The organism is Naasia sp. SYSU D00948 (assembly GCF_017916515.1).
Taxonomy (GTDB): domain Bacteria; phylum Actinomycetota; class Actinomycetes; order Actinomycetales; family Microbacteriaceae; genus Naasia.
This window is the reverse complement of sequence record NZ_JAFMTA010000001.1, coordinates 896,974-911,477: the sequence shown is the minus strand read 5'-3', so window position 1 is coordinate 911,477 and position 14,504 is coordinate 896,974. Positions and strand designations below refer to the sequence as shown.

The window sequence follows — 14,504 nt, the reverse complement described above, 5'->3', positions numbered from 1 at the left end:
CCTCGTATCCCTCTGGCCGGGACCATCCCGGCAGGGAAGGTGATTGTTCCTTACGATTTTACGGGTCGCGCGGTGAATTTCGGCTGATAGAGGCCGAAGATCGCGCAGGGAGAACAGCGGCGGCCCAGGCGGCCGCGACGGCGACCGCACCGGTCGTGAGCGCGGCGGGGACCCGTGAGGCCAGCGCCCCGCCCGTCTGCGCGATCAGGAGCCCGGCGATCACCGGAGCCAGGACGAGCGGGTACGCCCGCGCCGGCCGGCGGCGGACCAGGAACCAGAGCGCCAGGGGGACCGCCATCAGCCAGGCCAGCTGGCCGCCGAGCAGGAGCAGCAGCAGGGAGGCGAGCCCCGCCCCGGCGCCGAGCAGTCGGCGCCAGCCGGGAGCGGGAAGCACGAGCCACCCGGTCACGTGGGCGGCCGCGCCGAGCAGTCCGAGGTGGAGCGTGTACGCCGTCGTCGGAAGGAGCAGTCCCGCGCCGCCGACGATCAGGACGGCCCCGGCCGCCTGGCGCGGCCCGTAGCGGGACCACCGCAGGGGGAGCGACGCGTTCGGCTCTGGAGGTCGGACGGCCACGGGCTCACGGTACCGCCTCGCCGCGGGGCACCCGGGCCGCTGTCGGGGGGCTCGCTTAGACTCGGTGCCCAAATGAGCACGCCCACCCTCACATCGTCGCCACTGCTCGAGGGGCTCAACCCGCAGCAGCGGGAAGCCGTGCTCTACCGCGGACCGGCTCTCCTCATCGTCGCCGGCGCGGGCTCGGGCAAGACCCGGGTCCTCACGCACCGCATCGCCAGCCTGCTGGAGTCGCGCGAGGCATGGCCCAGCCAGATCCTCGCCATCACGTTCACGAACAAGGCCGCCAGCGAGATGCGGGAGCGCGTGCATCACCTCGTCGGCGGGGTCGCCGAGGGCATGTGGATCTCGACCTTCCACTCGGCGTGCGTGCGCATCCTCCGCCGCGAGGCGGAGCAGTTCGGCTACAGCCGCAGCTTCACGATCTACGACTCCGGGGACACGAGGGCGCTGCTCAAGCGGATCATCAAGGACCTCGAGGCGGACGTCCTCGGCTTCACGGTCCCCTCGACCGCGGGCAAGATCTCGAAGCTCAAGAACGAGCTCACCGATGTCGAGGCGTACGCCCGGCAGGCGAACTTCAACGACCCGAACGAGGTCATGTTCGTCGAGATCTTCCGCCGGTACACCCGGGAGCTGTCGGCGGCCAACGCGTTCGACTTCGACGACCTGATCAGTCAGACCGTCTACCTCTTCCAGGCCTTCCCCCACGTCGCCGACCGCTACCGGAGCCGGTTCCGGCACATCCTGGTCGACGAGTACCAGGACACGAACCACGCGCAGTACGCGCTGATCCGGGAGCTTACGCGCGGCCCGTCCGCGCCGGAGCCGGGGGAGCCGGTCGCTCCGGCGCCGTCGCTGACCGTCGTCGGGGACTCCGACCAGTCGATCTACGCCTTCCGCGGGGCTGACATCCGCAACATCGTCGAGTTCGAGCGCGACTTCTCGGGCGCGAAGGTCGTCCTGCTCGAGCAGAACTACCGCTCGACGCAGAACATCCTGAGCGCGGCCAACGCGGTCATCTCGAACAACTTCGACCGCAAGGACAAGAAGCTGTGGACCGCCGACGGCGACGGCGAGAAGATCGTCGGCTACACCGGCTACTCCGGCCACGACGAGGCGCAGTTCGTCGCGGACGAGATCCAGGGTCTCCACGACAGAGGGACGGCGTACCACGACATCGCCGTCTTCTACCGCACGAACTCGCAGACCCGTGCGCTCGAGGAGATCTTCATCCGGTCGGCGATCCCGTACCGGATCGTCGGCGGCACCAAGTTCTACGAGCGGGCCGAGATCAAGGACGCGATGGCGTACCTCACCGCCGTCGCGAACCCCGCCGACACGCTCGCCGTCCGCCGCATCCTGAACACGCCGAAGCGCGGCATCGGCCCGGCGACCGAGACGCAGCTGGCGACCTACGCCGAGAAGAACGGGATCACCTTCCGGGAGTCCCTCCGGCACGTGAAGGAGCTGGGGCTGGGGCCGAAGGTGACCGGCGCGATCACGGCGCTGTCCGACCTGCTGGACGAGGCGGCGGCGCTCGCCGAGGCCGGGCCGACCCAGGCGGACAGCGGTGTGCCCGAGGTGCTCGGCCTGCTGATGAGCCGGAGCGGGTACCTCGACGCCCTCCGCGCCTCGCGCGACCCCCAGGACGAGGCCCGCGCGGAGAACGTCGAGGAGCTCGTCGCGGTGACGAAGGAGTTCCAGCGGAACAACCCGGACGGCACCCTGCTCGACTTCCTCACCGAGGTGTCCCTCGTGGCGGCGGCCGACGAGATCGACGACAGCTCCGGCAGCGTCTCCCTCATGACCCTGCACACCGCCAAGGGACTCGAGTTCGACGCGGTGTTCGTGACCGGCGTCGAGGAGGACCTGCTGCCCCACCGCATGTCGGCGGGGGAGCCGGGCGGCCCCGCCGAGGAGCGCCGCCTCTTCTACGTCGGCATCACCCGGGCCCGGAAGCGCCTCTTCCTGTCCCTCGCCATGACGCGCGCCCAGTACGGCGACGTGTCCGTCGCGCTGCCGAGCCGGTACCTGCAGGAGATCCCCGCCGAGCTCATCGACTGGCGGCAGTCCCCCGGGATGGCGAACAGCCGCGGCGGCAGCCAGCCCCGCGCCCTCAACGTCCGGCGCGACGGCTACGGCGGCGCCTACAGCCTCCCCGCCGGCCCGTCCGCCCCGAAGCCCAAGACCGAGTGGGCGAACAAGGTGACCGGCCAGATGCGGGACAACGGCGATCTCGCCCTCGCCGCAGGCGATCGCATCCGCCACACCGACTTCGGCGAGGGCCGCGTGATGGCGGTCACCGGCGAGGGGGCGAAGCGGATCGCCGAGGTGCAATTCGACGCCGCGGGACGCAAGAGGCTGCTCATCAAAGTCGCCCCGATCGAGAAGGTCTCCTGACCGGTCCGCTCCCATTCGCCGGCGGTTGTGTTTCTTCAGAGCGCCTTACCGGCGGCGCTGATGACGGTCGGGGCGACAGCCGTGGTCCGCGAGCTGGCACCAAGGAAACGATGCGGATCACCGCAAGCCGTACTGCCGATCCCGACAGTCGCCGGCTATTCATCAGGCGGGCCTCCCGCCCGGAAACAGAGACTGCCGGCCGGCCGTCGAGATGATGACGGCCGGCCGGCAGTTCTGTTCAGGAATCGCCGGGGATCAGCGGGACTGCTCGAACGCCTCCTGGATCTCCTTCGAGATCCGGCCGCGGTCGGAGACGGTGTAGCCGTTGGAACGGGCCCATTCCCGGATCTCCTGCAGGCGGTTTCCGCCGCCGCGCGGCTGGGGCTCGGAGCCCCGCCGGCGCTGACCCGTGGGACGGGCCTTGGAGATGTAGGGGTCGAGAGCCGCCGACAGCTTCTCGCGATTCTCGGCGGACAGATCGATCTCGTAGGACTTCCCCTGGAAAGAGAAGGCGACGGTTCCACCGGAGCCGTCGGTGATGACGCTGCCGTCGAGATCGTCGACGGTCTCCACAATGACTTTCTGTGCCACGGATACTCTCAGCAATCGTTAGGAGGGGGCGAAGGCCCGAATAGCGGGCGGGAAATGTCCGCGTGATTAGTGTACGGAAAAGGAACCCCGCGTGCACGCCGGTGAGCGAAGACGCTATTGAATTGCGCCCGTATTCTTCTCGGCGATAATCCCGCCTCGCGATCCGCCTCCGAGTCGGCGAGGTCGATCAGGGTAGAGTTCTGCTGTCCCCTCGGCGGCGTGGAAGCCGCCCGCAGCCGCCCCGGAAGGACCCGGAAGACCAGTGGATCTCTACGAGTACCAGGCCCGTGACATGTTCGAGAGTTACGGCGTCCCCGTGCTCGCGGGCATCGTCGCCGACACGCCTCAGGAAGCCCGAGCGGCGGCCGAGAAGCTCGGCGGCACCGTCGTCGTCAAGGCCCAGGTGAAGACCGGAGGCCGCGGAAAGGCGGGCGGCGTCAAGGTCGCGCACAGCCCGGCCGAGGCCGAGAGGGCCGCCGAGGCGATCCTCGGCCTCGACATCAAGGGCCATACGGTGCGCCGCCTCATGGTGGCCGCCGGCGCCCGCATCGCCCAGGAGTTCTACTTCTCGATCCTGCTCGACCGCGCCAACCGGTCCTACCTCTCCCTCGCGAGCGTCGAGGGCGGCATGGACATCGAGCAGCTCGCCGTCGAGAAGCCCGAGGCGCTCGCCCGCATCGAGGTCGACCCGCTGACCGGCGTCGACCGCGAGAAGGCGACCGAGATCGCGCGCGCCGCCGGCTTCCCCGAGGACCTCTTCGAGAAGGTCCTCCCGGTCATCGAGCGGCTCTGGTGGGTGTACCGCGACGAGGACGCCACGCTCGTCGAGGTGAACCCGCTCGTGCTCACCGAGTCGGGCCAGATCATCGCGCTCGACGGCAAGATCACCCTCGACGACAACGCCGAGTTCCGCCACGAGAAGCACAAGGAGCTCGCCGAGGCGGGCGACGTCGACCCCCTCGAGGCGAAGGCGAAGGAGAGCGACCTCAACTACGTCAAGCTCGACGGCGAGGTCGGCATCATCGGCAACGGCGCGGGTCTCGTCATGTCGACGCTCGACGTCGTCTCCTACGCCGGAGAACGGCACGGCGGCGTGCGGCCCGCCAACTTCCTCGACATCGGCGGCGGCGCGTCCGCCGAGGTGATGGCGGCGGGGCTGCACGTGATCCTCAGCGACCCGCAGGTGCGCAGCATCTTCGTCAACGTGTTCGGCGGCATCACCGCCTGCGACGCCGTGGCCAACGGCATCGTCGGCGCCCTCGAGCGGCTCGGCGACGAGGAGAGCAAGCCGCTCGTCGTGCGGCTCGACGGCAACAACGTCGAGGAGGGGCGGCGGATCCTCGCGGAGGCGAACCACCCCCACGTGACCGTGGTCGACACGATGGACGATGCCGCCGACAGGGCGGCCGAGCTGGCGAACGCCTGAGGCCCGGAGGAAGCAGGGACATGTCGATTCTTCTCGACGAGAACTCCAAGATCATCGTCCAGGGCCTCACCGGGTCCGAGGGCACCAAGCACGCCGGGCGCATGATCGCCTCCGGCTCGGACATCGTCGGCGGGGTCAACCCGCGCAAGGCCGGCACCGAGGTGGAGATCGAGGGCAGGACGCTCCCGATCTTCGGCAGCGTCGCGGAGGCGATGGCGTCGACCGGCGCGAACGTCTCCGTCATCTTCGTCCCGCCCGCCTTCGCCAAGTCGGCCGTCCTCGAGGCGATCGATGCGGGGATCCCGCTCGTCGTCGTCATCACCGAGGGCATCCCGGTGAAGGACTCGGCCGAGTTCTGGGCGTACGCGAAGGCCAAGGGCGGGCGCACGCGCATCATCGGCCCGAACTGCCCGGGCATCATCAGCCCCGGCAAGTCGAACGCCGGCATCATCCCGGCGACGATCACGGGCGCGGGCGCGATCGGGCTCGTGTCCAAGTCCGGGACGCTGACCTACCAGATGATGTACGAGCTCCGCGACATCGGCATCTCGACCGCGATCGGGATCGGAGGCGACCCCATCATCGGGACCACGCACATCGACGCCCTGGCGGCCTTCGAGGCCGACCCGGAGACCCGCGCGATCGTCATGATCGGCGAGATCGGCGGCGACGCCGAGGAGCGCGCGGCCGAGTTCATCCAGGCGAACGTGACGAAGCCCGTCGTCGCCTACGTCGCGGGCTTCACCGCTCCCGAGGGCAAGACGATGGGCCACGCCGGCGCGATCGTCTCCGGCTCCTCGGGCACCGCGCAGGCCAAGAAGGAGGCGCTCGAGGCCGCCGGAGTGCGGGTCGGCAAGACCCCGAGCGAGACCGCCGCGCTGATGCGCGAGGTCTTCGCGACGGTCTGACGGGGTTTCGCGGAGCCCGGCCCGGAACCTCGGGCTAGGCTCCGGAACGCATGAACCGCCCGCTCACCGCGCTCCTGGCCGCCCTCGAGTCCCTCCTCGTCGCGGGAATCGGGTTCGGGGTCCTCCTCGTCCCGCTCACCGCCCTGTGGGCGATCCAGTACGAGCTCGGCATCGACTGGGCCGTCTTCTACCGCGCCGCCGCCGACACCTGGCTGCTCGGCCACGGCGTCGACATCCGGTTCACGCTGGATCCCGTCGTCGCCGCGGCCCTCGGGCTTCCGGGAGCCGCCGAGCCCTTCCACGTGACGATCGGTGCCCTCGGCATCGCGCTCCTCACCGCCCTCCTCGCCGTGCGCGCGGGCGGCCGGCTCTTCGAGACCGACCACCGGCGGCTCGCCGCGGTCACCGCGATCGCGGTGTTCGGCCTCCTCTCGCTGGTGCTCGCGCTGACGGCCGGGACGCCGGCCGCGCAGCCCTCACGCTGGCAGGGCGTCGTGCTGCCGCTCGCCGTCTTCGTCGCCGGGCTCGCCGTCGGCTGGCATCGGCGGCGCGGGGTGCCGCTGCGCAACCCGCTCCTGCGCCTGCCGATCGCGCCCGGCTGGGCCGTCCTCCTCGGCGAGGGCGCACGGGCCGGGGTCGCGGCGATCGCGGGCCTCCTCGCGGCCGCGTCCGTGGCCGTCGCGGTGCTCCTGGTCCTCGGCTACGCCACGGTCGTCTCGCTGTACGAGGCGCTGCAGGGCGACGTCCTCGGCGGCGCGGTGCTCACGCTGGGCCAGCTCGCGCTGCTGCCCGACCTCGTGATCTGGGCGGCCGCCTGGCTCACCGGACCGGGGTTCTCGCTGGGCGCCGGGTCCTCGGTCTCGCCGCTCGGGACGGCGCTGGGGCCGGTCCCCGGACTCCCTGTGCTCGGCGCGCTGCCCGCGGGGGACCTCGCGTTCGGGTTCCTCGGCCTCGCCGTGCCGCTCGCGGTGGCGTTCCTCTGCGGCGCCCTGCTGCGGCCGCGGCTGGACCGGACGCTGCTGCTGCCGCCGGCGGTGCCGGAGCTCCTCGCCGCGGCCGGCGCCGCGGGCGTCGCCGGCGGGGTCGTGCTGGGGCTGCTCTGCTGGGCGGCATCCGGAGCGGCCGGTCCCGGGCGGCTCGCCTCGGTCGGCCCGGACCCGCTCCTCGTCGGCGTGGTCGTCGCGCTCGAGGTCGCGGTCGCGGTCGCCCTCGGCCTCCTCACGGCCGGCCGTCGGTCGGCCTCGGTGGGAAGCGGCACCGCGTCCCTCTCGGAGGAGCTTCGCCGGTAGGATTTCGGGGTGCTGTCCGTCGTCGTCCTCATCTCGGGCGGCGGGACGAACCTCGCCGCGCTGCTCGCCGAGGCGGAGCACGCCGACTTCCCCGTACGCGTCGTCGCGGTCGGCGCCGACCGCGAGGCGGACGGGCTGCTGTTCGCCGAGCAGCACGGGGTCCCGTCCTTCACCGTGCCGCTCTCCTCGTTCGACAGCCGCGAGGAGTGGGGCCGAGAGCTGCTCCGGCAGATCCGGTGCTGGCGACCGGGCCTCGTCGTCCTCAGCGGATTCATGCGCCTCCTGCCGGCGGAGGTCGTGCGCGAGCTGTCCCCCCGGCTGCTGAACACGCACCCCGCCTACCTGCCGGAGTTCCCCGGGGCCCACGCCGTCCGCGACGCCATGGCCGCGGGCGTGGCGGAGACCGGGGCGAGTGTCATCGTGGTCGACGAGGGCGTCGACACCGGCCCGATCCTGGCGCAGGAGCGCGTCCCCGTCCTTCCCGGCGACACCGAGGACACCCTCCACGAGCGCATCAAGGTGGTCGAGCGCCGCCTGCTCTCGGAGGTGCTCCGCGGCATCGCCGAGGGATCCGTCCGACTCGAGGAGTACGCCCGATGAGTGGCCCCCGCATCGACCCCAGCCTCTACCGCGAGCGCGACCGGATCCCGATCCGGCGGGCGATCCTCTCAGTGAGCGACAAGACCGGGCTCGTCGAGCTCGGTCAGGCGCTCGCCGCCGCGGGCGTGGAGCTCGTCTCCACCGGCTCGACCGCCGCGCTCCTCCAGGAGGCGGGCGTCCCCGTGACGGAGGTCGCGTCGGTGACCGGGTTCCCCGAGTCGCTCGACGGGCGGGTGAAGACCCTGCACCCCGCGGTCCACGGCGGCCTGCTCGCGGACCTGCGGCTCGAGGACCACGAGCGCCAGCTCGACGACCTCGGCATCCGGGCATTCGAGCTCGCGGTGGTCAACCTCTACCCGTTCGCGGAGACGCGTGCGTCGGGTGCCCCCGCCGCGGAGGTCATCGAGCAGATCGACATCGGCGGGCCGGCGATGGTCCGCGCCGCCGCCAAGAACCACGCGAACGTCGCGGTCGTCGTGTCGCCGGACGGGTACGACGGGATCCGGCGCGCCCTCGCCGAGGGCGGGACGACGCTCGAGCAGCGCCGCGCCCTCGCCGCCGCCGCGTTCGGCCACACGGCGTCCTACGACCGGCAGGTCGCCGACTGGCTGGCCAAGGAGACGGGCGAGCGCGACCGCGTGCTCCGCGTCGAGGCGACGCTCGCGGCGCCGCTGCGCTACGGCGAGAACTCGCACCAGCAGGCCTCCCTCTACACCTTCGCCGAGGGGCGCGGGATCGCCCAGGCCGAGCAGCTCGCCGGCAAGGAGATGAGCTACAACAACTACGTCGATGCCGACGCCGCCGTCCGCGCCGCGTACGACTTCGAGCGGCCCGCGGTCGCCATCATCAAGCACGCCAACCCATGCGGGGTGGCCGTGGCGTCGGCGAAGACCGTGGACCCGATCGCCTCCGCCCACATCCGCGCGCACGAGTGCGATCCCGTGTCGGCGTTCGGCGGCGTCATCGCCGCGAACCGGACCGTCACGCTGCGCATGGCCGAGCAGGTGGCCGACGTGTTCACCGAGGTGCTCGTCGCCCCCGACTTCGAGAGCGACGCCCTCGCGGTGCTCTCCCGGAAGAAGAACCTGCGCATCCTCCGTCTCCCCGCCGACTACCGGCGGGAGGGCTGGGAGTTCCGGCAGATCAGCGGCGGCGTCCTCCTCCAGACCGCCGACAGCTTCGACGCGGAGCGGGGATCCGCCCAGCACGACTCGTCCGGCTGGCGTCTCGTGTCCGGCGAGGAGGTCGACGACGCGACGCGGGCCGACCTCGAGTTCGCGTGGCGCGCGTGCCGTGCCGTGAAGTCGAACGCGATCCTGCTCGCCGACGGCGGCGCATCCGTCGGCGTGGGCATGGGGCAGGTCAACCGCGTCGACTCCTGCCACCTCGCCGTCTCGCGCGCCGGCAAGCGTGCCCGGGGGTCGGTCGCGGCGTCCGACGCGTTCTTCCCGTTCTCGGACGGCCTCCAGGTGCTGCTCGACGCCGGGGTCCGGGCCGTCGTCCAGCCCGGCGGGTCGGTGCGCGACGAGGAGGTCATCGACGCGGCCAAGCGCGCGGGCGTCCCGATGTACTTCACCGGCGAGCGGCACTTCTACCACTGACCGGGGGCTCAGGGCGCCTTCGTTAGGGTGGTCGGGTGCCTTCGACCCCTCCCCGCCGGCGGCTGTTCCCGGCGCTGCTGAGCGCCGCGGTCGCCGCGCTCGCCGCCCACCTCGCGACCGTCCTCCTGGTCTTCGTCGGGAACGGGTTCAACCCCGCGTCGATCCCGGCCGCGAACGGGTTCTTCGGCTTCGGGGTGCTGATCGCCTTCCTGGTGCTGGCGGTCGGCGGCGTGCTGGGGGCCTTCGAGCGGTTCCGGTGGACCGCGGTGACCGCCGTGGTGGCGGCGCTCGCCGGGGCGCTGCTCGGCACGACGATCGGCGCGCTCCTCTCCGGCGCCGCGCTCTCCGGGGCGCTCCTCTCCGGGGTGTTCGCGAGCCTCGCCGACGTGAACCTGGTCTTCCTCGCGGTGACCCTGATCGCGGCGCTCACCGTGGCCCCCGCCGTGTACCGCTCGGTCGCGGCGATCCCGCCGGCGGTGCTCCGCTCGGGCCGGACGGCGCTCGTGCGGCTGCCCGCCGCGAACCTCGCCGAGGGCGCGGTGACCTTCCAGGAGCGCGCGGAGGTGGACCCCGAGCGGGCGGACGCGCAGTGGGCCGCCTACGTCGACACCTTCCGCTCCGAGGGATGGGACGTCGTCGAGGTCCCCGCTGCAGATGCGATGGCCGACTCGGTCTTCGTCGAGGACACCGTGGTCGTGATCGCAGGGCTCGCCGTGCTCACCCGGCCAGGCGCCGAGCACCGGCGCGACGAGGTCGACGGGACGGAGGAGACCCTGCGCGATCTCCGCGTGCCGATGGCCCGCATCGAGGAGCCCGGGACCCTCGACGGCGGCGACGTCCTCGTGGTGGGCGACACGGTCTACGTCGGCCGCGGAGGCCGCACCAACGCGGAGGGCATCCGGCAGCTGCGCGCCCTCCTCGCGCCGCGGGGGGTCACGGTCGTCGGGGTGCCGATGACCCGCGCCCTGCACCTCAAGACCGCCGTCACCGCGCTGCCCGACGGGACCGTCCTCGGCCATGGCGAGGCCCTCGACGACCCCCGCATCTTCGGGCGCTATCTCGAGGTGCCCGAGCCGGAGGGCGCGCAGGTCGTGGTCCTCGATCCCGAGACCGTCCTCATGTCAGCCGCCGCGCCGCGATCCGCCGAGCTGGTGCGCTCGCTGGGCTACCGCGTCCTGCCCGTCGAGCTGTCCGAGTTCCACAAGCTGGAGGGCAGCGTCACCTGCCTGTCCGTCCGCATCCGACCCTTGCAGGAGAGCGTCGCACGCGGCTAGCGTGGGAGGCTCGTCCGCCCTCCGAGGGCGGGCATGGAGTGGAACCGGAGGACGAGATGGACACCATCCTGAGCGCGACCCCCGCCCTCGCTCGTCGCTCCACGCGATAGACCGCGGCGCCTTCCCCCTCTTCCACCACTCCGATCGGCCCTGACGGGCCACCAAGGATCTCGATGTCCGCCGAAAGGCTGTCCACGGGGCGCGCTCTCGCGCGCCTGCTCCCGTTCGTCCGCCCTGCCCTCCCGCGCCTGATCGGCGGCATCGTCGCCGGCCTGCTCGCGGGCCTCGTGGCGCTCGCCATCCCGCAGGTCCTGCAGGTGCTCGTCGACTCGGCCCTGCAGGAGGGCGACAGCAGCGCGGTGCTGCCCGCGGTGCTCGTCATCGTGGGGCTCGGCGTCTTCGAGGCGGTCGCGATCCTGGTGCGGCGATGGCTGGTGCTCACGCCGAACACGCGGGTCGAGGCGTCGATGCGGAACGCGCTGTACGCGAAGCTGCAGGCCCTGCCCGTGGCGTTCCACGACCGGTGGCCGAGCGGGCAGCTGCTCTCGCGCGCGGTCAGCGACCTCAATCTGATCCGCCGCTGGCTGGCGTTCGGCGTCGTGCTGCTCGTCGTCAACGGCGTCACGGTGATCGTCGGCGCCGTCCTGCTGTTCGGCATCAACCCGCTCCTCGGCGCGGTGTTCCTCGCGAGCGCGCTGCCGATCTGGATCGTGGCCATGCGCTTCGAGAAGCGGTATAGCAGGGCCGCGCGCCGCAGCCAGGACCAGGCGGGCGACCTCGCGACCGCCGTCGAGGAGTCGGTGCACGGCATCCGCGTGCTGAAGGCGTTCGGCCGTGGCCCCCACGCGCTCCGGAAGTTCGAGCGGCAGGCGGAGGAGCTCTACGGCACCGAGATGGAGAAGGCGCGGGCGATCGCGTTCATCTGGCGCTGGCTCACGCTGATCCCGGACGGGACGCTCGCGGTCTGCCTCGTCGTCGGCGCCGTCCTCGCGGCCCAGGGTGCACTTACCCCCGGCGAGCTCGTCGCCTTCTTCGCGACGGCGACCGTGCTGCGGTTCCCGATCGAGTCGATCGGCTTCCTGCTCGCGTTCACGCTCGACGCCCGCAACGCCACGGACCGCTACTTCGAGGTGCTCTCGGAGCCGGTCACGATCAGCGACCCCGAGGATCCCGAGAACATCGCGGACCCGCGCGGGCGCCTGGAGTTCCGCGGCACGCGCTTCCGGTACCCGGACGCCGCGGCCGGCACGCCTGACCTGCTGGACGGCGTCGACCTCGTGCTCGAGCCCGGGGAGACCGTCGCGCTCGTCGGCCTCACCGGCTCGGGGAAGTCGACGCTCACCGCGCTGCCCTCGCGCCTCTACGAGGTGACCGGGGGAGCGGTCGTCCTGGACGGGGTCGACGTGCGGCGGCTCCGGCTGGCCGAGCTGCGGCGGCACATCGCGATGGCGTTCGAGGACGCCACCCTGTTCTCCGACACCGTCCGTGAGAACGTTCTCCTCGGCAGCGAGGACCGCAGCGAGGAGACGCTCGCCGAGGCCCTCGAGGTGGCCCAGGCGCACTTCGCGTACGAGCTGCCGGACGGGGTCGAGACGGTGATCGGCGAGGAGGGGCTGAGCCTCTCCGGCGGTCAGCGGCAGCGCCTCGCCCTCGCGCGCGCGGTCGCGGCGAAGCCCTCGGTCCTGATCCTCGACGACCCGCTCTCGGCCCTCGACGTCGAGACGGAGGAGCTCGTGGAGGCGGCGCTGCGCCGCGTGCTCGCGAGCACCACCGCGCTCGTCGTCGCGCACCGGCCCTCGACGGTCATGCTCGCCGACCGCGTCGCGGTCCTCGAGGACGGCCGGATCACGGCGGTGGGCCGGCACTCGGAGCTGCTCGCCACCAACGAGCACTACCGCTTCGTCATCTCGAGCCTCGAGGACGACGACGAGCTGGACGACGAGGACGCCCGGGATGCCGAGAGCGGCGAGCGGGACGGCGACCGGGACGAGACGAGCCGGAGGGCGGAGGTGAGCGCATGAGCAGCGTGTCGGGAGTCACCGGCGAGGAGCGCGAGGACCTGTCCCGCGCGGAGAGCCGGGAGATCCGCCGCCGGTCGCGGCGGCTGCTGCTCGAGCTGCTCCGGCCGATGCACGGCCGGCTCTGGCTCACGTTCGTCGTGGTCGTCACGGCGACGGCGGCCCAGGTGGTCGGCCCCGCGCTGATCGCGTTCGGCGTCGACCAGGGCGTTCCCGCGCTCGCGGACGGCGATCCCGTGCCGCTCGTGCTCGCGGGCGCCGGATTCCTGCTGTCGAGCCTGCTCGGCGCCGTGCTGATCGGGTGGTTCCGCATCCTGCAGGCGAAGATCAGCCAGGACGTCCTGTTCGACCTGCGCCGGCGCGTCTTCACGCACACCCAGCGGCTGAGCCTCGACTTCCACGAGTCGTACACGTCCGGCCGGATCATCTCGAGGCAGACGAGCGACCTCGACTCGATCCGGGAGCTGCTCGACGAGGGCATCGGCAACCTCATCTCGGGCGGGTTCTACATGGCGTTCACCGCCGTGGCGCTCGTGCTGCTGGACGCGCCCAGCGGGCTCGTCCTCGCGGTCGCGATCCTGCCGCTCGCCGGGCTCGTGCGCTGGTTCCAGGTCCGCTCGCAGCGCCTCTTCCGCGCCACACGCGTGACGTCCGCCCGCGTGATCGTGCAGTTCGTCGAGACCATGACCGGCATCCGCGCGGTGAAGGCCTTCCGCAAGGAGGAGCGCAACCGGGAGACGTTCGGCCGGCTCGTCGAGGACCACCGCGCCGCCAACGCGCGCGTGTTCCGCCTGTTCGGCACCTTCGACCCGGGCCTCGTGCTCATCGGCAACCTCACCGTCGCGGCGGTGCTGCTGGTGGGCGGCATGCGCGTCGCCGGCGGCGAGCTCGCCATCGGCGTGCTCCTCGCGGTGCTGCTGTACGTCCGCCGCTTCTTCGATCCGATGGAGGAGGTGGCCATGTTCTACAACGGCTACCAGTCCGCCTCCGCGGCGCTCGAGAAGATCTCCGGGGTGCTCGAGGAGCGGCCGACGGTCGCCGACCCCGCCGCGCCAGTCGCCCTGCGCGCCGCCCGGGGAGCGGTGCGGTTCCAGGGGGTGGAGTTCGGCTACCGCAACGGGAAGGTCGTGCTCCCGCGCTTCGACCTCGAGATCCCGGCCGGTCAGACGATCGCGCTCGTCGGCTCCACCGGTGCCGGCAAGTCGACCCTCGCGAAGCTGCTGTCGCGGTTCTACGACCCGACGGCGGGCGCCGTCCTGCTGGACGGCGTCGACCTGCGGGAGCTGCACCCGAAGGACCTCCGCCGGGCGATCGTCATGGTGACGCAGGAGGCGTACCTCTTTTCCGGCACGGTGGCGGAGAACATCGCGCTCGGGCGGCCGGAGGCGACTCGCGAGGAGATCGTGCGTGCCTCGCAGGCCGTGGGCGCCCACGAGTTCATCAGCCGGCTCCCGCACGGGTACGACACCGACGTGAACAAGCGCGGCGGACGCGTGTCGGCGGGCCAGCGGCAGCTGCTGTCGTTCGCCCGCGCGTTCCTCGCCGACCCGTCGGTCCTCATCCTCGACGAGGCGACCGCCTCGCTCGACATCCCGAGCGAGCGCGCGGTCCAGGACGCCCTGCAGACCCTGCTGGCCGACCGGACCGCCGTCATCATCGCGCACCGCCTCTCGACGGTCGCGATCGCGGACCGCGTTCTCGTGATGGAGCGCGGCCGCATCGTCGAGGACGGGACCCCCGCGGACCTCATCGCGGGGGAGGGGCGCTTCGCCTCGCTGCACGCGGCGTGGCGCGACTCGCTGGTGTGACGGCGAGCGCTC

At 72.1% G+C, this 14,504-nt stretch carries 11 protein-coding genes; 9 read left to right on the top strand and 2 right to left on the bottom strand.

Going from position 1 to position 14,504, the window contains the following annotated elements; all coding sequences use genetic code 11:
- Positions 1-58: 58 nt before the first annotated feature.
- On the bottom strand, positions 59-574 hold the full coding sequence (locus tag J3P30_RS04210; RefSeq protein ID WP_210479682.1) for a hypothetical protein: 516 nt from the start codon (positions 572-574) through the stop codon (positions 59-61).
- Positions 575-646: 72 nt separating this feature from the next.
- On the opposite strand from J3P30_RS04210, the gene J3P30_RS04205 reads away from it, so the two are divergent.
- Entirely contained in the window at positions 647-2,977 is a 2,331-nt protein-coding gene (locus J3P30_RS04205; RefSeq protein WP_210479681.1) for an ATP-dependent helicase, read from the top strand.
- Between the two features lie 255 nt (positions 2,978-3,232).
- Here J3P30_RS04205 and J3P30_RS04200 read toward each other — a convergent pair whose 3' ends face one another.
- Entirely contained in the window at positions 3,233-3,568 is a 336-nt protein-coding gene (locus J3P30_RS04200) for an Lsr2 family protein (RefSeq protein ID WP_210479680.1), read from the bottom strand.
- A 262-nt stretch (positions 3,569-3,830) separates the two neighbouring features.
- On the opposite strand from J3P30_RS04200, the gene sucC reads away from it, so the two are divergent.
- The 8 genes from sucC (at position 3,831) to J3P30_RS04160 (ending at position 14,492) form a co-directional block, all read left to right on the top strand.
- Positions 3,831-4,994, top strand: a complete 1,164-nt coding sequence (gene sucC / locus J3P30_RS04195) for an ADP-forming succinate--CoA ligase subunit beta (protein ID WP_210479679.1) — start codon at positions 3,831-3,833, stop codon at positions 4,992-4,994.
- Positions 4,995-5,014: 20 nt separating this feature from the next.
- A complete protein-coding gene (gene sucD / locus J3P30_RS04190) occupies positions 5,015-5,902 on the top strand; it encodes a succinate--CoA ligase subunit alpha (protein WP_210479677.1) in 888 nt (295 codons plus the stop codon).
- 50 nt (positions 5,903-5,952) lie between these two features.
- Positions 5,953-7,191 carry a DUF6350 family protein gene (locus tag J3P30_RS04185; protein ID WP_210479673.1) on the top strand — a complete coding sequence of 413 codons (1,239 nt, stop codon included), beginning with the start codon at positions 5,953-5,955 and terminating at the stop codon, positions 7,189-7,191.
- Positions 7,192-7,200: 9 nt separating this feature from the next.
- Complete coding sequence (purN, locus tag J3P30_RS04180; RefSeq protein ID WP_210479670.1) at positions 7,201-7,791, top strand: phosphoribosylglycinamide formyltransferase; 591 nt, start codon at positions 7,201-7,203, stop codon at positions 7,789-7,791.
- Positions 7,788-9,392 carry a bifunctional phosphoribosylaminoimidazolecarboxamide formyltransferase/IMP cyclohydrolase gene (gene purH, locus J3P30_RS04175; RefSeq protein ID WP_210479669.1) on the top strand — a complete coding sequence of 535 codons (1,605 nt, stop codon included), beginning with the start codon at positions 7,788-7,790 and terminating at the stop codon, positions 9,390-9,392. The genes purN and purH overlap by 4 nt, the downstream gene beginning before the upstream one ends.
- Positions 9,393-9,427: 35 nt before the next feature.
- Positions 9,428-10,666, top strand: coding sequence for a dimethylargininase (gene ddaH / locus J3P30_RS15515; RefSeq protein ID WP_307807394.1), 1,239 nt, complete (start codon positions 9,428-9,430; stop codon positions 10,664-10,666).
- A gap of 173 nt (positions 10,667-10,839) precedes the next feature.
- A complete protein-coding gene (locus J3P30_RS04165) occupies positions 10,840-12,687 on the top strand; it encodes an ABC transporter ATP-binding protein (protein WP_210479668.1) in 1,848 nt (615 codons plus the stop codon).
- Complete coding sequence (locus J3P30_RS04160) at positions 12,684-14,492, top strand: ABC transporter ATP-binding protein (protein WP_210479666.1); 1,809 nt, start codon at positions 12,684-12,686, stop codon at positions 14,490-14,492. Before J3P30_RS04165 ends, J3P30_RS04160 begins: the two co-directional genes overlap by 4 nt.
- Positions 14,493-14,504 lie beyond the last annotated feature (12 nt).